Genomic DNA, 18,848 nt, shown 5'->3' on the forward strand with positions numbered 1-18,848 from the left:
TAGTTTGCGGGGTTAAGCCTGTGAGGGGGCATCTTTTGCCGACTGTCGATTTTCTTGGCCGAAAGGGATCAGCACAGTGGATTTCGCGTGTTTTCCATCGGGTAAAAAGGTAAAGAGAGGCAGCGGGATGCGCCCTCGGATTGAGGGTGAAAACCCCGACGCGAAACTGCCGGGCCATCCGCCCGAATGCATGTGCCCGAGAAAGGAAAAACCCATGACCAGCCCCATTCGTCTTTTGGCAGATGGCCACCCGGAAACAGGCTTCGGCCCATCAAGCGCCGTCGCCAAAAGTGATTTCACCACCGAGAACACATCTGAAACCATCAGCAGCTTTTTCCAAAGCAAGGATGAAAAGATTTCGGTTGGCGTGTGGGAATGCGCCCCCTGCCGCGAGGAGTTTGATGCCTATCCGGTGGATGAGATGATGACCGTGATTTCCGGGTCGTTAACTTTGACAAGCCCCGATGGCACTGCGCAGACTTTCTCTGCCGGGGATACGTTCTTCATGCCCAAGGGCACGCCCTGCACCTGGGAAATCACCGAGACGCTGCGCAAATTCTACATGATCGCGTCCTAAACGCGTTGCGGCGCAGGATGTCCCTGCGCCGCTCAAAGCCTTTCGGGAGGGGCCTTAATAGCTCAGGTCGTCCAGAATGCGGTCCATCATCGCATCGCAGGCGGCCAGTTGTCCCAGTTCCAGATATTCATCCGGTTTGTGGCCCTGCTTCTCCATCGAGCCCGGGCCGCAGACAATTGTCGGAATGCCCAATTCGTCAAAGAACCCGGCCTCGGTGCCGAAGGCCACCTTGGTTGTCGCATTGCTTTGGGCCAGTTTCTGGGCATAGGCGATGACGGATTCCGTCTCGGCCACATCCAGCCCCGGATAGGCGTTGTATTGTTCCACCTCGACACGGGCCTCGGGCCAGAGGTGCTGATAGGCGGCCCCGACCCGGGCTGCCGCGGCCTGAATCTGATCCAGAATGTCCTTGCCACGATCCGCTGCCAGATGACGGTATTCAAAGGTCAGCTCGGCCCGGTCAGGCACGATGTTCAACGCCTTGCCACCTGACAGCATGCCCACATGCAATGTGGTGTAGGGCACCGAATAGGCAGGATCGGTGTTGCCGTTTTCGGCAAAGATTTTTTGCAGGCTGCGCAGTTCCGACACGAAATCGGTGGCCAGATGCAGCGCGTTGACAAAGTTGGGCGCCAGGGCGGAATGGCCGTTTTGCCCATGACACACCGCGCGCAACGCTGCTTTGCCCTTGTGACCGATGGCCACCTGCATCTCGGTCGGTTCCCCCACGAAACAGGCGCGGGGCTGACCCAGCATGGGCGCCAGCCGATCCAGCATCTGCTGAATGCCGACGCAGCCAACCTCTTCATCATAAGACAGCACGATCTTGAGCGGTTCGCGCAGGTTCGCCGCCGCCGCCCGGTCGGCCAGCGCCAGCACCGAGGCGACATAGCCCTTCATATCGGTCGTGCCGCGCCCGTAGACGCGGTTGCCCTCTTGCGTCAGGCGGAACGGGTCCTTGGTCCAGCTTTGGCCTTCGACCGGAACCACATCCGTATGCGCCGACAGCAACACCCCGTCGCCGCCCGGACCCTTTTCGGCATAAAGCCCGGTCTTGTCACCGGTCGGATCGGTGATGCGGTGAACGACAAACCCGCGCGTTTCAAGGAATTCTTCGGCATAAGCCGCCAGTTCAAGGTTCGAGTTCTTGCTGACGGTGTCAAAGCCAATCAGCTTGTCGAGAATGTCCAGTGTTGTCGTCATGCGCGTGCAACCAGCTTTCAATTTGATTGCCCGACGGCGCAACAAGGGGGGCAGGGCCGTCGGGGAGTTATCAATCGGGGGTCTTTGTTGATATCTTTGGCTGGCAGTTTAAGCGCTTTGGGCCAGACATAAATCTGGATTACCCAAAACAGTGGTTAGGTAAAATCGAACCCCTTGACCAAATTACAGGGTCGAAGGCTGAGCTTGTGAAAATGGCAACTTGTCCGCTTCGACCGCGCTCTGGCAATGGGTGATGAAGGCGGTCATCGTGTTGGTTTCGTTTTCGATACGCGCCTTCAGCAAACCGAACTTCATCGGCCTCAGATCATCCTTGAGCGGAACGAAGATCAGTTCCTTGCCGTCCGGAGACAGGTTGTTCAGCGGGCGGACGTTGGCGATGGAAAAGCCGAACCCGTTTGCCACGAGACTGCGCATGACGGACATGTCTCGGGTCCGTTCGGCCACGTTCGGTTTGATATCGGCCTGTCGGAAGAAGGACAGGAAATATTCACTGCTATAGGGCAAGTCCAGCAAGACCATCGGCAGGTCCCGCAGATCGGTGATCGCGATCTGATCGCGGGTCGCCAGAGGGTGCCCTTCGTTCAGAACCACATAGGGTGGCAGGTCCAGCAGGGGCTGGAAATCCAGATCGGCAGGGATATCGAGGTCATAAGTCAGCGCAATATCCAGTTCGGCCCGGCGCAGTTGGCTGAAGATGTCGGCCTGATTAAGCTCGCGCTGGTCGATGCGGACGGCGGGGTAGATATCTTCGAACTCGCGCCGCAGCCGTGGCAGGACGATCTGCGCGAAGGTGACCAGACAGCCCACGGACAGAACACCCTGAACCTTGCCGGTGATCTCTCCGGCAAGGGTGGCCAGCAGTTCGGCCTCTTTCAGAACGAATTCGGTACGTTCCAGAAACTTGTGCCCGGCCTTTGTCAGCGACAAGCCGCGCGCATGTTCGCGGACAAACAGGTCGATGCCAAATTCGGCCTCAAGCTGGTTTATCGCCGCCGAAATGGACGGCGACGATACGTTCAGAATGTCACTGGCAGCCGAGATGCTGCCTGCCTTGCCAACAGCTACAAAGTATTCAAGCTGACGTAACGTGTAGCGAAATGGCAAAGGCGTGTCCCCGAGATGCGAGGATCAAGCCTTGTACTTGATCCACGTTGTTTTCAAAGCAGTATACTTCTCAAGGGAATGCAATGACAAATCCCGCCCGAAGCCGGATTGTTTCATGCCGCCAAACGGAGTTTGCGCCGACAATGCATCAACCGTGTTGACCGAAACCGTGCCCACCATCAGCTTTTCCGATACGCGGCACGCACGGCTCAGGTTGTCGGTCCAGACCGACGCTGCCAGCCCGTAGATCGAATCGTTCGCCATGGAGATTGCTTCGTCTTCGCTGTCGAAGGGGATGACCGACAGGACCGGGCCAAAGATTTCATCCCGGGCCAGCGGGTTGTCATGGGCCACGTCGTCAAAGATCGTAGGTTGCACGAAACAGCCCTTACCGTCGACGGTGACACGTTCGCCACCGGCCACCAGATTGGCGGATTTCTTGCCTTCCTCGACAAAGCGCATGATGCCTTGGGTCTGCTTTTCGTCGACGATGGCCCCCATTTTCGAGGCCGGGTCCAGCGGGTCGCCGGGTTGGGTGGCCTGCGCGCGGGCGATCAGTTTCTCGACAAAGGCGTCCTTGATCGAGCGTTCGACATAAAGCCGGGAATTGGCCGAGCAGACCTCGCCCTGATTGAAGAAGATACCAAAGGCGGCCATGTCGGCGGCGGCGTCCAAATCCTCGCAATCGGCAAAGATCAGGTTGGGGCTTTTGCCGCCGGTTTCGGGCCAGACCTGTTTCAGGTTCGACTGGCCGGAATACTGCATGAACATCTTGCCGATGCCGGTCGAGCCGGTGAAGGCCAGACAATCCACATCCATATGCAGACCCAGGGCTCGGCCTGCGGTCACGCCAAAGCCCGGCACCACGTTGAACACGCCATCGGGCACACCGGCCTCAGCCGCCAGTTCCGCCAGACGCAGGGCCGACAGCGGCGATTGCTCCGCCGGTTTCAGTACGACCGAGTTGCCAGCGGCCAGCGCGGCAGCACCTTTCCACGTCGCCATGTCCAGCGGGAAGTTCCACGGGGTCACGGCGCCGACAACCCCCAGCGGCACACGGGCGACCAGAGCCAGATCGCCGGGGCCGGTGGGGGCCACCTCGTCATAGATCTTGTCGATGGCTTCGGCATACCACTGGAAGAAATGCGCCGAACCCGGTGCGTCCACGGTGGCCGCATCTTTGACCAGCTTGCCCATGTCGAGACTGTCAAGCAGCGCCATCTCTTCCAGGTTTTCGCGGATCAGATCGGCCAGTTTCAGCATCACGGCCTTGCGGTCGCCCGGTGCCATACGCGACCAGCGGCCGTCTTCGAACGCGGCGCGGCCCGCGGCGACGGCGCGGTTGATGTCTTCTTCATCACCTTCGGCAACCTGCGCCAGAACCTGGTCGGTGGCGGGGTTGATACAGTCGAACGTCTTGCCCGATGCGGCATCGACGAATTTGCCGTCGATGAAAGCCTGACCCCGGAAAGACAGACCCGCCGCGCGGTTTTTCCAATCCTCGTAGGTGTAATCCAGCATATCTTGTCTCCCTGATTATTCGTCGCCGGGCACGCCGTAAGACGGTGCCTCGCGCGGATCGAGTGCGCGCTGGACATAGGCGTCCAGCTGCGGTTTGTAGATGTCCCAGGCGGTTGCGATGGCCTCGATCGGACAATCCTCGGTCCAGTCGCAGCGCAGATCGGCCACGGGCCAGCTGACTTTATCGACGATCTTCATGCCTGCGGAATGGACGGGACCGGCCTCGCCACCTGCGGCCAGCCCGGCGCGCATTGCGGCAATCAGGCGGTCGCCGATATGGCCGGACGCGGACAGATAGCCATCGACGATGGCCTGCGGAATGCCGTCATTGGCCAGCAGGTTGCCGCCCGAGGCGACATCGTCCGCCTGCGCCTGTGTCCAGATACCCAGCGAGTTGGGGCCGGAATGAATGGCGGTGCGGCCCTGCGTATCGACCGCCAGAACCTGACGGTATTCGATGAATTTGCCGCGTTTGGTGACCTCTTCTATCGCCTCAGGCGCGGACATGCCCTGTTCCATCAGGTCCAGCGTCAGCGGGCCAAGGCTGGGATCGGTCACGTTCTGCGACGCCACGGCGCCCACACCGGCACGGGCAAAGGAACAGCGGGCGGCCACGGCAGGCGAAGAAGACGAGATTGCCAGCCCGAACATGCCGGTATCCGGACAGCGGGCGACCAGAGAAAAGGTCATGTAAATCTCCTGCAAAGAAAAAATTCGGACCGGGTCGCGTCACGGAGGGGAGAGGGGGACGCGACCCGGTCGTTTTTGATCAGCCGAGGCCGATCAATCAGGAATGACAGCGGTGCCGTCGATTTCAACCAGCCAGTCGGGGCGCGCCAGCGCCTGAACCACCAGCCCGGTCGAGCAGGGATGCACCCCTTTGATGTATTCACCCATGGTGCGATAGACCGCCTCGCGGTGGCGCACATCGGTGATGTAGACGACGACCTTGACCAGATGTTCCATCGAGCCGCCAGCCTCTTCGATCAGCTGCTTGATGTTCTGCATGACCTTGTGGGTCTGTTCGACCGGATCATGGCTGTCGATGTTGACGGCATCATCCAGGTTCTGCGGGCACTGGCCACGCAGATAGACGGTTTTGCCGCCCTGGGTTACGACCGCCTGACACAGATCGTTGTCCAGGTTCTGCTCGGGGTAGGTGTCCGAGGTGTTGAACTTGCGAATACGGGTATGAGCCATTTCGAATATGTCCTGTCTGTCTGATGTTATTCGGCTGCGGTGATGATGGCTGCTTCGCCTTCATACTTCGCATAGGAACACTGGATAGCAATCTGGTCTGCCACGTATTTGGCGTCATGCCACACGCCCCACAGGAATGAGGAACCACGGCGCGACTGCCACGGCAGGCCCAGGAAATAGACATCCGGCACTTTTGACACACCACGCTGATGGATCGGAGCGCCTTTCTCGTCGAAGGCATTTTCCTTGAGCCAGCTAAAGTCCTGACGGAAACCGGTCGCCCAGATGATCGTAGTCACGCCTTCCTTGGCCAGATCAATACCGGTCAGCGGGTTGGCAAGGCTGTCGGGATCAGGATGAACGACGCGGGCTTCAGGCTCTTCCGGCAAGTCGATGCCGGTACGCTCGACATAGGCGTCGGCCGCGTCCAGAACCTCAAGGTAGTTCGTATCACCATTGGCAACGTTTTCCTGCAGATCGCCCTTGAAGCTCAGAACGCCATCGGCATAGCCCGCAGTCAGACCGGTCAGGGTTACGCCTTCGTTGCCCAGACGGCGGAAATCCATCGTGCGACCACCATAAGCTCCGCTGACCGAGATGGTCACATGCTCGGTGCCCGGCGCAGGTGCCGCCATGTCCCACAGGCCCAGAACGCCCAGCCACCAGACAAAGTCACGGCCACGGTAGCGGCGCGGCGGGCGGTCATGGGGACCAACCGACAGGAAGACCTTGCGGCCTGCGCGGTTCAATTCATCGGCGATCTGCGCGCCAGAGGACCCTGCGCCCACAACCATCACGGCGCCATCGGCCAGTTGCTCGGGGTTCTTGTAGTAAAACGAGTGGATCTGCTCGACGCCCGATGTTTCCGGCACGATCGGCGGAATGACCGGATGCTGGAACGCACCGGTGGCGGCGACGATGCGCTTGCATTCGATCTCGCCCGCGGTTGTCTTGACCAGAAAACCGCCTTTGCCGGGCTGACGGGTCGCTTCGAGCACTTCGACACCCTCGCGGATCGGCGCTTTGATCATCGCGGCATAATCCACGAGATACTGCGCGAAACGGTCCTTGGTCACGAATTCATCAGGGTCGTTGCCCTCAAACAGCATGTTCGGGAAACGGTCATGCCAGGCCGGGCCGTTTGCCACCAACGCATCCCAGCGCCCGGTCCGCCATGCCTCGGCTGTGCGATTTTTCTCCAGAACGATGTGCGGTACGTTATTGCTGCCCAGATGTTCGCTGCAAGCGATGCCCGCCTGACCACCGCCAACAACCAGCGTGTCCGTCTTTTCGATTGGCATAGTTTCGGTTCCCTTTTTTCAATCTCTTGACCCGGCCTGTTCGACCTTGGCGGCTTATTTGCCGGACCAACCGGATAAGGCATTCCCAAGCCAACTCGGACGAGCGGGTGGATCAGGAAACAACCATATTCGGACATCGGCACCGGGCTGTTGTCACAACCCGACCCTCAGCAGTTTGAACCCGCAGATTGCGGTATTCCGTGCCGGTCCAGCACGCCATTGCGCGTTTCGAGGTTAAAATTCCACAACTTCAAAACCGGCGAAATTACTGTCTAACTTACCCGTAATTAGGCTTTGGCTAATCCAGAATGTTTCCTGCACGTTTTCGAATGGGTTACCGGTTTTGCGCCAGAAAAGGGGCGATCAGGTAATAAAGTTCCCCCTGCGATGAGATCGAGCATTTCTTGTACAGCTGCTTGCGGATGACCTTTACGGTCTGGGGGCTGATCCCCAGCGTCAGCCCGATCGAGATCGAGGAATGCCCCTGAAGGATCAACAGCGCGATTTCGGATTGCCGCGCGCTGAGTGAGATGGATTTTTCCTCGGTCAGCCGCCGCCGCAGGGTTTCGGCTGCGTTCTCGGTCGAGGCATCTTTTGCTCCTTTCAGATCGCGCCAGTTCCTTGTGGCCAATGCATTCACGACCGGCGCGATACGATGGGCCGCCGCCAGATCCCGCGCTGAAAACCGCGACGCGGTCGAGGCATCCCGGCCAATGCAGATGGTTATGGACACACCCGGGGCAGGGCGCGAGAAAAACGCCAGCTCGTCCACCAGCGTCGTGCGCTGATAGTAGGATTTGAAGTACTCGTTGCGCTGGAACTGGTCCGGGGCCACATCGGCCAGACGGTACAGCCCATCCGACGCGCCGGTCTTGTGCAGGGTATAGAAAGGGTCCAGCAGATAAGCGCCATTCACATAGTGACTGCTGATCCGTTCGAACACACGGTGTTCGGCGGCTTCGGTCACGAAAACTTCGGGCTTTCGATTCTCGAAAAACGCCAGCATGGTGATGTTGTCAAAGCGGCATAACCCGCCCAGCCAAACGCGCAGGTGCTGCGCAAATTCTGACGATTCGATTGCCAGAATCACTTGGGCCAGTTGATCCTGTGCTGGGTCCTGTTCCTTCAAGCCATACCTCCCTGGGGGTATATACCCCTATTCTTTGGCTGATTTATGATTGGTGCCAGAAAACGGGGGTATAAATCCAGTCTGACGCGCGGAATGTGTATGGATATGGGACACCCGACAACCCGGTGGTGCTGAACAGGCATCACTCAGCCAGATGTCCAAGGGAGATCAAGCATGCGCGATTCACGCTATGATATTCTGTTCGAGCCGATGAAAATCGGCCCTCATACAGCCAAAAACCGATTCTATCAGGTGCCGCATTGTAACGGGGGCGGCTACCGCGATCCCTCTGCCGCCGCTGCCATGCGCGGGATCAAGGCCGAAGGCGGCTGGGGTGTGATCTTCACCGAACAGTGCGAAATGCACCACACGTCCGAGATTACCCCCTTCATCGAACTGCGCTTGTGGGAAGACAAGGATATCCCGCAACTGCGTAAAATGTCTGAAAAGATGAAGACCCATGGCGCGTTGGCCGGTATCCAGCTGGCCTATTCCGGGATCAACGGTCCGAACCTTTATACCAAAGAGGTCCCGCTGGCCCCCTCGGCGCTGCCGATCCGCACCTTTACCAATGATCCGGTGCAAGCCCGCGCGCTGTCGAAATCGGACATCAAGGACCTGCGCCGCTGGTTCGTGAATGCGGCCAAACGCTCGAAAGAAGCCGGGTTTGATCTGATCAACCTCTATGGTGCCCACGGTTTCGGCATCTTCCAGCACTTCCTAAGCCGCGCCACCAACCACCGGACCGACGAATATGGTGGCTCGCTGGAGAATCGCTCGCGCTTTGCCAATGAGGTCATCGGAGACATCAAGGACGCGGTCGGCGACAAGATCGCCATCGCCCTGCGCGTGTCGTTGGATGAAACCATCGGCGATCTGGGCTTTTCCAACGCCGAGGTGCGCGAATTTGTCGAGATGAACCGCAACCTGCCCGACATCTGGGATCTGGCGCAGGGCACGTGGGAAGATTGTTCCGGCCCGTCGCGCTTCAAGGAAGAAGCGGCGCAAGAGGAACTGGTGCGTGGCATCCACGACCTGACGGACAAGCCCATCGTGGGCGTTGGCCGCTTCACCTCGCCCGATGTGATGGTCAAGATGATCAAGTCCGGCACGCTGGACATGATCGGCTGCGCCCGCCCGTCGATTGCCGACCCGTTCCTGCCGAAAAAGATCGAGGAAGGCCGCATCGACGATATCCGCGAATGCATCGGCTGCAACATCTGCATCACCGGTGACATGACCATGTCGATCAGCCGCTGCACCCAGAACCCCACCTTCATGGAGGAATGGCGCAAAGGTTGGCACCCGGAGAACATGAACGAAAAGGGCGACAGCTCGAACGTTCTGATCGTGGGGTCGGGGCCTGCGGGTCTTGAGGCCGCCTGGGCCCTGTGCCGCCGTGGCTATGACGTGGCCGTGGCCGAAGCCAAGGACGTGATCGGTGGCCGCGTGACCCGTGAGCGCCAATTGCCGGGCCTCAGCGCCTGGGGCCGGGTCGTGGATTACCGCGATTATCAGCTGAGCCAGCGCCCGAATGTCGAGATTTACCGCGAAAGCGAGCTGGATGTGGACAGCATTCTGGAGTTCGGCTTTGAAAATGTCTGCATCGCCACCGGCGCGACCTGGCGCCGCGACGGCGTCTCGCGTCAGCACGTGGTGCCGATGCCGATTGCCGAGGGCGCCAAGATCTATACCCCCGATGATCTGATGGACGGCACCATCCCGTCGGGCCGTGTCGTGGTCTATGATGACGACCATTACTACATGGGCGGCGTTCTGGCCGAACTGCTGGCCAAGAACGGCGCGCAGGTCACTCTGGTCACCCCATCGGCCTATGTCAGCGACTGGACCAACAACACGCTGGAACAGATCGCCATCCATCCGCGTCTGGTCGAGGCCGGGGTCGAGATCGTGCTCAATCAGGGTGTCTCGGAAATCCATGCCGATCACGTGGTGTCGAACTGCGTCTATACCGACCGGACCTGGAAGATCGAGGCTGACGCGGTTGTCATGGTCGCCTCGCGTACCGGGGATGACGCCCTGTTTGAGGGTCTGGTATCGCGTGAGGCCGAATGGGCCGATGCGGGCATCAAATCGGTCAAGCTGATCGGTGACGCCAACGCGCCGGGTCCGATTGCCTGGGCCACCTATGCCGGCCACCGCTATGCGCGTGAACTGGACACGCCCGATATCGGCGACGCGCTGCCCTTCCGCCGCGAGATCACGGAACTGGCAGCCGAGTGATTTGATCCAAGCTGTTCTGCCCCCGGAGGGTCGAGATTTGCCCAGCGCAAATCTCAAACCCCGGGGGCAGAATTATCGGCCCCGGAGTGGGCCGTTTTTTTTGACATGGAATAAGAGGTGCCGTCGCTCTGCCGGGCACCTGATCTTGTCTGATCCGCCGACCTGAACACCCAAACGGCCGTGTGGATATCTGCCCCAGCGTCGGGCCGATCTGTCCCTCAGACATGTGAAAAGAACGCCCGAAGGGGACGCTGTGCCGCGCGCAGCGATGTCACAATCAGTATTCAGGAAGGTTCAAAGTGCAGGAAACCGATCCTCAGGGGTGGTTTCACGCAGATCACGCGCACAAGGGCAGCATGATCAGAAAAAGAAAACGGGCGGCGATGGTACGCCGCCCGTTCAGGGATCAACTTACTTCTTCAGGTTGGTCCAGATCTGGTCATAGACGGCCTGAACTTCCTCGGTGCAGACCTCGATGAACACGCCGGGGCCAGCATCCGCGTGGGGGTTGTTTTCAGGCTGGGTCGCCAGGCTGGGGTCCAGGAATTCCTCGACACCATCCACGCCAGCGTTATAGCGGGCAAAGTTGGTGACGGCGGCGATGTTTTCCGGCTCTAGCAGGAAGTCCATGAATTTCAGCGCATTTTCACGGTTGGGCGCATCTTTCAGCAGAACAACATTGTCCATCCATGCGACATAACCCTGGGTCGGGAACGCATATTCGACATTGGCGCCTTCTTCACGAGCCTTTGCCGAGAAGCCGTCATAAATCTGGCCCGCGGCAGCGTCACCCGAAACCAGCACTTCCTTGGCGGTGTCCGAGTTGAACGAGACCCAGTGCTGTTTGGCGTCCTGCAGCAGAGCGTTCAGCGCCTTCAGCTGCTCACGGTCGGACGAACATTGCGGGATACCCAGATGCAGCGAGGCCATTGCGATCACTTCGCCTTGCCCGTCCAGCATGTTGATCTTACCGGCCAGTTCGGCAGGCGGGGTGAACAGGATATCGGTGGTGTTGATGTCACCCTGATAAACGTCGCGATTCACCGCAAAGCTGGTGGAGCCCCACTGATAGGGGATCGACGACTGGCGACCCGGGTCGAACGAAGGATCGGCCCACTCGGCCTTGATGTTGCCTTTGTTCTTCAACTCACCATCCGCGATGGTGTCCAGCATGCCTTCGCCGCCCATAATCGACACCATGTAATCGCCGGGCACGGCGACGTCATAGGTGCCAAGCGCGCCGGCCTTCAGCGAAGCCAGCATTGCCTCGTTCGAGTCATAGGTGTCCAGGGTCACGTTGACGCCATGTTCCTCGGCGAACTTGTCCAGCAGTTCCTGGGGCATGTATTCGAACCAGTGATAGATCACCAGATCGCCTTCGGCGAGGGCCGCATTGGCACCGATGGTCAGGGCCAGAGCGGCAGCGCTGCCTTTCATCAGATTTTTCATTGTTCTCTCCATCTGTTGGTTATTTGGTGTTGTCAGACTTGCTGACGAAGTAGCTGATTGTGACCATGACGACGGACACGCCCAGCAACATGGTCGAAATGGCCATGATATTGGGTTTGATGCCTTGCTTGACCGCACCGAAGATCGCTGTCGGCAGGGTTTCGACACCCGCGCCCTTGACGAAGTTGGTGATGATGAAATCGTCAAGTGAGACGATGAAGGCCAGCAGGAAGCCCGAGATGATGCCCGGCATCATCAGCGGGATCAGGATCTTGGTGAAGGCCTGTTTCTTGGTGGCATACAGATCCATCGCTGCCTGTTCATAGCTGTCCTCGATCCCCTGCATCCGGGCCGAGATCGGCAGGTAGGCAAAGGGAATGCAGAACGCGATATGCGCCAGCAGGATGGTCATGATCCCCCGATCAAACCCGATCGAGTTGAAGAAGATCAGGATGGCCACGGCCGACACGATTTCCGGCACCATCAGCGGCAGGCTGATCAGGCCGAAGGACACGGTCCGCAGCTTGAACTTGCCACCGCGCACCATCCCTGTTGCCGCCAGCGTCGCGATGGTCGTGCTGACCGTAGCCGCGACGATGGCGATGACAAAGCTGTTGCGTGCCGCCAGCTTGAACTTCTCGCTTTCAGGGCCGGTAAAGACATCGGCGTACCAGCGCAGGCTGACCCCTTCCCAGACTGTCAGCGAAGCTGAAGCGTTGAAGCTGTAGATCGTGACCACAAGCAGCGGCGCATACAGGACAAACAGGCACAGCAGTGTGATTGCCTTGAAGCCCTTATAGCTTTTGATGTCGAACTTTGCGGATTTTGCAGTTGCCATGATCTTATCCCTCCGCATTCTCGGCTTTTGCCTGCTGACGCGCATAGGCCATCAGAAGGATCAGAACCATGGTAAGCAGGATCATTGATGCTGCTGCCCCAAAGGGCCAGTTGCCCGCGTTGCCCTTGAACTGCTCTTCGATCAGCGAGCCGATCATGAAGTTCTTGGCCCCGCCCAGCAGGTCAGGCGCAAGGAACGACCCCATCGAGGGTACGAAGACCAGGATACAACCCGCAATCACGCCCGGTTTCACCGCTGGCAGCAAGATGCGCCGCAGAGCAACCCATTTGGTGGCATACAGGTCCGCCGCTGCCTCGGACAGCGAGAAGTTGTAACGCTCGACCGCTGCATAGATCGGCAGCACCATGAAGGGCAGATAGGAATAAAACAGCCCCAACTGCACTGCGAAGTTGGTGTTGACGATGGTGATCGGGCTGTCGATCAGACCGATGCTGAGCAGGAAGTCGTTAAAGGGCCCGTTGTCACGCAACAGAAACTTCATCGACACGGTCCGGATCAGCAGGTTCACCCAATAGGGGATGGTGATCAGGAACACCCAGATCGGGCGCTGACTTTCGGGTCGTGTGGCGATGAAATAGGCCGTGGGGAAACCGATTACCAGACTCAGGATCGTTGCCGCACCCGCCTGCCAGATCGACCGCCAAAAGATCAGGATATAGGTCCATTCGATCTTGGCCGGATCGTCCCCGAAAAGCCCGCGATCAAAGAAGAACTGGTCATAAGCCGCCAGGCTGAATTCCCAGATCACCCCGCCCCGGAATTCCTTGGTCAGGAACGAGTAGATCAACATCATGCCCACAGGGGCAAGGGTCAGAATGGTCAAGGTGACCCAGGCTGGCAAAAGCAGCCATGTCCGGGCTTCCTTATATGTGTCGGTTGTTGCGCTGCCGCCGCTTGCTGCACCTGCCGCCATCAGTCCACCAAGAGGCGCGCGGCCCCCAGCTCCATGTTGACATACATTTCGGTGCCCGGCTCGAAGATCCGCTTGTTGCCGCGATCCGAGTTCGATGTGCGCACGATAAAGTCCGGCCCATCGGCCAGATCGACGATGGTGGTGATATCGGTGCCGACAAATATGTTTTCCTTGACGCGACCTTTCAGGCTTTCGCCTTCTGCCGGTTCATCCGACATGAACAGACGCTCGGGCCGGATCGACAGATGCACTTTTGATCCAACGCCGATGCCTTCGACCTCGTTACAGGTCAGTTCGTGCCCGCCACCCAGGTGGCACACGGCGCGGCCCTCGGCGATGTTGTCGACAGAAACCTCCAGCAGGTTGGTCTCACCGATAAAGTCGGCCACGAACATGTTGCGCGGACGCTCATAGATATCGGTGGGCGAGCCCAGTTGCTGCATCTCACCCGCCGACATCACCGCGATGCGGTCGGACATGGTCAGGGCTTCTTCCTGATCGTGGGTGACGAAGATGAAGGTAATCCCGGTTTCCCGCTGCAGGTGCTTCAGTTCCAGCTGCATTGCCTTGCGCAGCTTCAGGTCCAGCGCCGAAAGCGGTTCGTCCAGCAGCAGCACCTTGGGTTTGGGTGCAAGGGCGCGGGCCAGGGCCACACGCTGTTGCTGACCCCCCGAAAGCTGGCTGGGCTTGCGCGCCGAGAATTGCGACAGTTGCACCAGTTCCAGCATCTCGCCGGCGCGGGTGCGTGCATCCGCTTTGGATGCGCCACGCATCTCAAGGCCAAAGGCCACGTTGTCCAGAATCGTCATATGCGGAAACAGCGCATAGTTCTGGAACACCGTGTTCACCGGCCGCTCATACGGCGGCAGGTTTTCGATTTCGTCCCCGTACAGGAAGATCGCCCCTTCGGTGACATCCTCAAACCCGGCAATCATCCGCAACAAGGTCGTCTTGCCGCAACCCGACGGGCCCAGCAGGGTAAAGAACTCGTTGTCCATGATCGAGAGCGAGATTTTCTTCAGCGCCGTGAAGTCCCCGTAACGCTTTACAGCGCCGCGAACATCAATCGCTATTTGTTCTTTATTAGACAAGCGCGCCTCCCTCAGCACTGCAAAAATTCCATCCGGTTATATATCGCAGGCGGTTCACTCTGAATTATCGAGTTCCTCAGCAAACATTAGGTTTAGCCTAATCATTTACTTAACCGGCTGTTTTGAAGCGGAATCATCGCATTTCGCCATTTGCATAAGTTTCCGACCAGTTGATTTTTTGACGCGCGCCCTTACCGCCCTGCTTCGCAATGTCCTAATCAGTGCAAAGGAAACACTGTCTTTAGATTGCCGGGCCGCTCTTGTAATCCTCATTCAAAAGTCATCTTTGACCAAAGTGAAGTTAAAATGCCCCAACACCGGACCGAGACGGATTCGATCGGCAGCGTGGACCTGCCTGCAACCTGCGCCCATGGCATCCAGACCGAGCGGGCACGGCAGAACTTTCCGATCACTGGCGTTCCACTGTCACAATTTCCCAGCCTTGTTGTCGCACTGGCCATGGTCAAAAGCGCGGCGGCCCGGGCCAACGGTGATATCGGCGGGATTGATGCGGCCAAGGCGACGGTAATTGCCGAGGTTTGCCAAGAGATCATCGATGGGCAGCATCACGAACATTTCGTGGTGGATATGATTCAGGGCGGGGCGGGGACCTCGACCAACATGAATGCCAACGAGGTGATCGCCAACCTCGCCTTGGGCAAGCTGGGCCATGCCCCGGGCGCTTATGAACATCTGCACCCCAATGATGATGTGAATCACGGCCAATCCACCAACGACGTCTACCCCACAGCGGTGCGTCTGGCCGTGCTGTTTCAGGTCGCCCCGTTGTGTGAGGCGCTGGCCCGTCTGCAAGCCGCATTCGAAGAGCGCGCGCAGGCTTTTGCCGGTATTGCCAAGGTAGGCCGGACACAGTTGCAGGACGCGGTTCCGGTCTCTCTTGGGGCCGAGTTCAAGTCCTTCGCCGTCACCGTGGGCGAGGATATCGACCGCATCCGCGAAATCGGCCGCCTGCTGACCGAGATCAATCTGGGCGGCACCGCCATCGGCACCCGCGTCAATGCCGAGGCCGGATATGATGACCGCGCCGTGGCCTATCTGGCGGAAATCTCGGGCTTTGACCTCAAACAGGCCAGCGATCTGATCGAGGCTTCCTCCGATCTGGGCGGATTCGTTACCTTCTCGGGCATCCTCAAACGGCTTGCGGTGAAATTGTCGAAGATTTGCAATGATTTGCGTCTGCTCTCCTCGGGCCCCCGTGCCGGGCTGGGAGAGATTATCCTGCCTGCGGTTCAGGCCGGGTCTTCGATCATGCCGGGCAAGGTGAACCCGGTCATTCCCGAAGTGGTCAATCAGGTCTGCTATCAGGTGATCGGCAATGACCTGACGGTCACCATGGCCGCTGAGGCCGGGCAGTTGCAGCTGAACGCGATGGAGCCGATTGTTACCTACAATCTACTGAAATCCCTGAAGATTCTGATCAGTGGTATCGATGTTCTGACGGAAAAATGCGTGTCAGGGATCAAAGCGGATGCGGATCGTTGCGCCGCGCTGCTGGACAATTCGCTGGTGCTGGCCACCGCGCTGGCCCCGCATCTGGGATACGATGCCGCCGCCCGCATCGCCAAACAGGCGCTGGCCTCGGGTAAATCGATCCGTGAAGTGGCCATGGAAAGCGGGCTGGTGCCTGCGGAAAAACTGGATAGCATCCTGTCGCCGACAGCTATGTTGAATCAGGATACCGCCACATGAACCAACTGTATTTCTCCCCCGTCTCCCCCTTTGCACGCAAGGTCCGTGTCGCCGCGCTGGAAAAGGGCGTTGCGGATCAGATTGAAGAGGTCGAGGTTGCGACCTCACCCGTGGACACAAACCCCGATCTCGCCGCCCGCAACCCTTTGGGCAAACTGCCCTGTCTCGTGCGCGCGGATGGGCGTGTGATCTATGACAGCCGCGCAATCCTGCGGTTCATCGACGGCTTGACCGGGACTGCCACGCTCTATCCTGCCGATGACAGCGTATTTGACCGGCTGACCGTTGAAAGCCTGGCCGAAGGCGTGCTCGACGCCGCGGTTCTATGTGTCTATGAACGGCGCACCCGATCCGCAGATCAGGTGTCGCAAGCCTGGCTGGATGGGCAGGCAGGCAAGATCAACCGGGCCCTTGACTGGTTCGAAGCCCATGTGCCTGACGCGCTGGAACCCGATTTCGATGCCGCGTGTATTGGCTTGGCCTGCGCGTTGGGATATCTCGATTTTCGCCAGCCGACCGGGGATTGGCGCCCCGGCCGCCCGCAACTCACTGCCTGGTACGAAACCGTATCCGGGCGCCCCTCACTTACTCAAACCAAACCCAGTTAAACAGAGGAGAACGCGATGAAGGTGTTAGTGCCTGTCAAGCGCGTGATTGACTACAATGTGAAGGTTCGCGTTAAGGCGGACGGGAGCGGAGTTGATCTCGCCAATGTCAAGATGTCGATGAACCCGTTCGACGAGATTGCGGTTGAAGAGGCGATCCGGCTGAAAGAGGCTGGCAAGGCTGATGAGGTCGTTGCGGTTTCGATCGGCGTGAAGCAGGCGCAGGAGACGCTGCGCACGGCTCTGGCCATGGGTGCGGACCGCGCCATTCTGGTTGTGGCCGCCGATGATGTGCATCAGGACATCGAACCGCTGGCCGTGGCCAAGATCCTGGCCAAAGTGGTCGAGGAAGAGCAGCCCGGCATCGTTCTGGCGGGCAAGCAGGCGATCGACAACGACATGAACGCCACCGGCCAGATGCTGTCGGCGCTGCTGGGCTGGTCCCAGGGCACGTTTGCGTCTGAGCTGGACATCGAAGGCGACAGCGCCAAGGTCACCCGCGAGGTGGACGGCGGCCTGCAGACGATCAGCGTCAAGATGCCGACGATCATCACCGTCGACCTGCGCCTGAACGAGCCGCGCTATGCGTCGCTGCCCAACATCATGAAGGCGAAGAAAAAGCCGCTGGATGAGAAGACCGCTGCCGATTACGGCGTCGACGTCACCCCGCGTCTCGAGGTCGTCAAGACCGAAGAGCCGCCGGCGCGCGCGGCCGGTATCGTTGTGGGCTCGGTCGACGAGCTGGTGTCGAAACTCAAAGAAGCGGGGGCTGTGTAATGGCTGTACTTCTCCTTGCCGAGGTTAACAATGGCGAGCTGGCGCTGGACGCGACCGCCAAGGCTGTTGCTGCCGTGACATCGCTGGGCGACATCACGGTTCTGGCCGCAGGCGGTTCTGCCGCTGCTGCCGGTGAGGCTGCCGCCAAGATCGACGGCGTGTCAAAGGTTCTGGTGGCCGAGGATGCATCGCTGGGCCACCGCCTGGCCGAATCGACCGCTGCGCTGATCGTCAGCCTGGCCGATGGGTATGAACATATCGTTGCGCCTGCCACCACCGACGCCAAGAACGTGATGCCGCGGGTTGCCGCGCTGCTGGATGTGATGGTGATCTCGGACGCTTCGGGCGTTGTGGACGGCGCGACGTTTGAGCGCCCGATCTACGCGGGCAACGCGATCCAGACGGTGAAATCGTCGGACGCCAAGAAGGTTGTCACCATCCGGACCGCCAGCTTTGACGCGGCGGGCGAAGGTGGCTCGGCTGCGGTCGAGACCATCGCGGTCGGCGACAATCCGGGCCTGTCGGAATGGGTCGAGGACACCGTCGCGACAAGCGACCGTCCGGAACTGACCTCGGCGGGTGTTGTTGTTTCGGGCGGCCGTGGGGTTGGCTCGGAAGAAGACTTCAAGCTGATCGAAACCCTGGCCGACAAGCTGGGCGGTGCCGTTGGCGCGTCGCGTGCTGCGGTGGATTCGGGCTATGCGCCGAATGACTGGCAGGTCGGTCAGACCGGCAAGGTCGTGGCGCCGGACCTGTATGTTGCCGTCGGCATCTCGGGCGCGATCCAGCACCTTGCGGGGATGAAGGATTCGAAAGTGATCGTTGCGATCAACAAGGACGAAGAGGCACCGATCTTCCAGGTCGCCGATTTCGGCCTGGTCGCGGATCTGTTCGACGCGGTTCCGGAGCTGACCGAAAAGCTCGGCTGAGGCCGGGCAGAGATTTTTCGTCGAAAAATCTTGGAAAGGCCCGCCATCACGGCGGGCCTTCTTTACGTGGGGGTTGGCTTACGCTAATGGATCAAAGCCGATCTCGATCAGTTGCGTGAACAGCAAACCGTCTTCATCCAGAATTGCATTATTGGCATCCGCCAGGAAATTCGCGCGGCTCAGATCTTCGGCCTGCACGCCAACCAGCGTGGTGA

General features: G+C 59.3%; 17 protein-coding genes. 6 read left to right on the forward strand and 11 right to left on the reverse strand.

The genetic code is table 11. The annotated features are described in order from the left end of the window. Positions 1-214 precede the first annotated feature (214 nt). Complete coding sequence (locus MPJ51_RS09535; RefSeq protein WP_298385285.1) at positions 215-577, forward strand: cupin domain-containing protein; 363 nt, start codon at positions 215-217, stop codon at positions 575-577. A 54-nt stretch (positions 578-631) separates the two neighbouring features. Here MPJ51_RS09535 and argE read toward each other — a convergent pair whose 3' ends face one another. From argE to MPJ51_RS09570, 7 genes are all read right to left on the reverse strand, one after another. After that, entirely contained in the window at positions 632-1,780 is a 1,149-nt protein-coding gene (argE, locus tag MPJ51_RS09540; protein WP_298385287.1) for an acetylornithine deacetylase, read from the reverse strand. Between the two features lie 183 nt (positions 1,781-1,963). Next, positions 1,964-2,905 (reverse strand): LysR family transcriptional regulator, encoded by a 942-nt coding sequence (locus MPJ51_RS09545; protein WP_298385290.1) that lies wholly within the window; start codon positions 2,903-2,905, stop codon positions 1,964-1,966. A 24-nt stretch (positions 2,906-2,929) separates the two neighbouring features. Further along, positions 2,930-4,426: an aldehyde dehydrogenase gene (locus MPJ51_RS09550; RefSeq protein ID WP_298385293.1), complete on the reverse strand. Its 1,497-nt coding sequence runs from the start codon at positions 4,424-4,426 to the stop codon at positions 2,930-2,932. Between the two features lie 15 nt (positions 4,427-4,441). Next, positions 4,442-5,116 (reverse strand): DUF1028 domain-containing protein, encoded by a 675-nt coding sequence (locus MPJ51_RS09555; protein ID WP_298385296.1) that lies wholly within the window; start codon positions 5,114-5,116, stop codon positions 4,442-4,444. Between the two features lie 93 nt (positions 5,117-5,209). Then, complete coding sequence (locus MPJ51_RS09560; RefSeq protein WP_298385299.1) at positions 5,210-5,626, reverse strand: RidA family protein; 417 nt, start codon at positions 5,624-5,626, stop codon at positions 5,210-5,212. A 26-nt stretch (positions 5,627-5,652) separates the two neighbouring features. Further along, positions 5,653-6,927 carry an NAD(P)/FAD-dependent oxidoreductase gene (locus MPJ51_RS09565; protein ID WP_298385302.1) on the reverse strand — a complete coding sequence of 425 codons (1,275 nt, stop codon included), beginning with the start codon at positions 6,925-6,927 and terminating at the stop codon, positions 5,653-5,655. A gap of 334 nt (positions 6,928-7,261) precedes the next feature. Continuing rightward, on the reverse strand, positions 7,262-8,056 hold the full coding sequence (locus tag MPJ51_RS09570; protein WP_298385304.1) for a helix-turn-helix transcriptional regulator: 795 nt from the start codon (positions 8,054-8,056) through the stop codon (positions 7,262-7,264). Between the two features lie 174 nt (positions 8,057-8,230). On the opposite strand from MPJ51_RS09570, the gene MPJ51_RS09575 reads away from it, so the two are divergent. Beyond that, complete coding sequence (locus tag MPJ51_RS09575) at positions 8,231-10,300, forward strand: FAD-dependent oxidoreductase (RefSeq protein WP_298385307.1); 2,070 nt, start codon at positions 8,231-8,233, stop codon at positions 10,298-10,300. 411 nt (positions 10,301-10,711) lie between these two features. On the opposite strand, the gene MPJ51_RS09580 is transcribed toward MPJ51_RS09575, so the two are convergent. The 4 genes from MPJ51_RS09580 to MPJ51_RS09595 are packed head-to-tail and all read right to left on the reverse strand — an operon-like array spanning position 10,712 to position 14,612. Beyond that, on the reverse strand, positions 10,712-11,749 hold the full coding sequence (locus tag MPJ51_RS09580) for an extracellular solute-binding protein (RefSeq protein ID WP_298385309.1): 1,038 nt from the start codon (positions 11,747-11,749) through the stop codon (positions 10,712-10,714). 19 nt (positions 11,750-11,768) lie between these two features. After that, positions 11,769-12,587 carry an ABC transporter permease gene (locus tag MPJ51_RS09585; protein WP_298385312.1) on the reverse strand — a complete coding sequence of 273 codons (819 nt, stop codon included), beginning with the start codon at positions 12,585-12,587 and terminating at the stop codon, positions 11,769-11,771. Between the two features lie 4 nt (positions 12,588-12,591). Then, the gene (locus MPJ51_RS09590; protein ID WP_298385315.1) at positions 12,592-13,521 is read right to left on the reverse strand and encodes an ABC transporter permease; all 930 of its coding nucleotides are present in this window, start codon (positions 13,519-13,521) and stop codon (positions 12,592-12,594) included. Then, on the reverse strand, positions 13,521-14,612 hold the full coding sequence (locus MPJ51_RS09595) for an ABC transporter ATP-binding protein (protein WP_298385320.1): 1,092 nt from the start codon (positions 14,610-14,612) through the stop codon (positions 13,521-13,523). Before MPJ51_RS09595 ends, MPJ51_RS09590 begins: the two co-directional genes overlap by 1 nt. A gap of 306 nt (positions 14,613-14,918) precedes the next feature. Between MPJ51_RS09595 and MPJ51_RS09600 the strand changes: the two genes are divergently transcribed. The 4 genes from MPJ51_RS09600 to MPJ51_RS09615 are packed head-to-tail and all read left to right on the forward strand — an operon-like array spanning position 14,919 to position 18,633. Beyond that, complete coding sequence (locus MPJ51_RS09600) at positions 14,919-16,322, forward strand: aspartate ammonia-lyase (protein ID WP_298385323.1); 1,404 nt, start codon at positions 14,919-14,921, stop codon at positions 16,320-16,322. Then, positions 16,319-16,930, forward strand: a complete 612-nt coding sequence (locus MPJ51_RS09605) for a glutathione S-transferase family protein (protein WP_298385326.1) — start codon at positions 16,319-16,321, stop codon at positions 16,928-16,930. The genes MPJ51_RS09600 and MPJ51_RS09605 overlap by 4 nt, the downstream gene beginning before the upstream one ends. Before the next feature lie 15 nt (positions 16,931-16,945). Beyond that, positions 16,946-17,704 (forward strand): electron transfer flavoprotein subunit beta/FixA family protein, encoded by a 759-nt coding sequence (locus tag MPJ51_RS09610; RefSeq protein ID WP_298385329.1) that lies wholly within the window; start codon positions 16,946-16,948, stop codon positions 17,702-17,704. Then, positions 17,704-18,633 carry an FAD-binding protein gene (locus MPJ51_RS09615; RefSeq protein ID WP_298385332.1) on the forward strand — a complete coding sequence of 310 codons (930 nt, stop codon included), beginning with the start codon at positions 17,704-17,706 and terminating at the stop codon, positions 18,631-18,633. The genes MPJ51_RS09610 and MPJ51_RS09615 overlap by 1 nt, the downstream gene beginning before the upstream one ends. Positions 18,634-18,848: the final 215 nt, after the last annotated feature.

The sequence above is a fragment of the Ruegeria sp. genome (assembly GCF_028066395.1).
GTDB lineage: Bacteria > Pseudomonadota > Alphaproteobacteria > Rhodobacterales > Rhodobacteraceae > Ruegeria.

Bases quoted from the DNA above. Each gene is read 5' to 3' on its own strand.
- MPJ51_RS09565 (WP_298385302.1), bottom strand. From the start codon at position 6,927: ATGCCAATCGAAAAGACGGACACGCTGGTTGTTGGCGGTGGTCAGGCG.
- MPJ51_RS09555 (WP_298385296.1), bottom strand. From the start codon at position 5,116: ATGACCTTTTCTCTGGTCGCCCGCTGTCCGGATACCGGCATGTTCGGG.
- MPJ51_RS09600 (WP_298385323.1), top strand. From the start codon at position 14,919: ATGCCCCAACACCGGACCGAGACGGATTCGATCGGCAGCGTGGACCTG.
- MPJ51_RS09610 (WP_298385329.1), top strand. From the start codon at position 16,946: ATGAAGGTGTTAGTGCCTGTCAAGCGCGTGATTGACTACAATGTGAAG.
- MPJ51_RS09615 (WP_298385332.1), top strand. From the start codon at position 17,704: ATGGCTGTACTTCTCCTTGCCGAGGTTAACAATGGCGAGCTGGCGCTG.
- MPJ51_RS09550 (WP_298385293.1), bottom strand. From the start codon at position 4,426: ATGCTGGATTACACCTACGAGGATTGGAAAAACCGCGCGGCGGGTCTG.
- MPJ51_RS09590 (WP_298385315.1), bottom strand. From the start codon at position 13,521: ATGGCGGCAGGTGCAGCAAGCGGCGGCAGCGCAACAACCGACACATAT.
- MPJ51_RS09560 (WP_298385299.1), bottom strand. From the start codon at position 5,626: ATGGCTCATACCCGTATTCGCAAGTTCAACACCTCGGACACCTACCCC.
- MPJ51_RS09605 (WP_298385326.1), top strand. From the start codon at position 16,319: ATGAACCAACTGTATTTCTCCCCCGTCTCCCCCTTTGCACGCAAGGTC.
- MPJ51_RS09575 (WP_298385307.1), top strand. From the start codon at position 8,231: ATGCGCGATTCACGCTATGATATTCTGTTCGAGCCGATGAAAATCGGC.
- MPJ51_RS09580 (WP_298385309.1), bottom strand. From the start codon at position 11,749: ATGAAAAATCTGATGAAAGGCAGCGCTGCCGCTCTGGCCCTGACCATC.
- MPJ51_RS09535 (WP_298385285.1), top strand. From the start codon at position 215: ATGACCAGCCCCATTCGTCTTTTGGCAGATGGCCACCCGGAAACAGGC.
- MPJ51_RS09585 (WP_298385312.1), bottom strand. From the start codon at position 12,587: ATGGCAACTGCAAAATCCGCAAAGTTCGACATCAAAAGCTATAAGGGC.
- argE (WP_298385287.1), bottom strand. From the start codon at position 1,780: ATGACGACAACACTGGACATTCTCGACAAGCTGATTGGCTTTGACACC.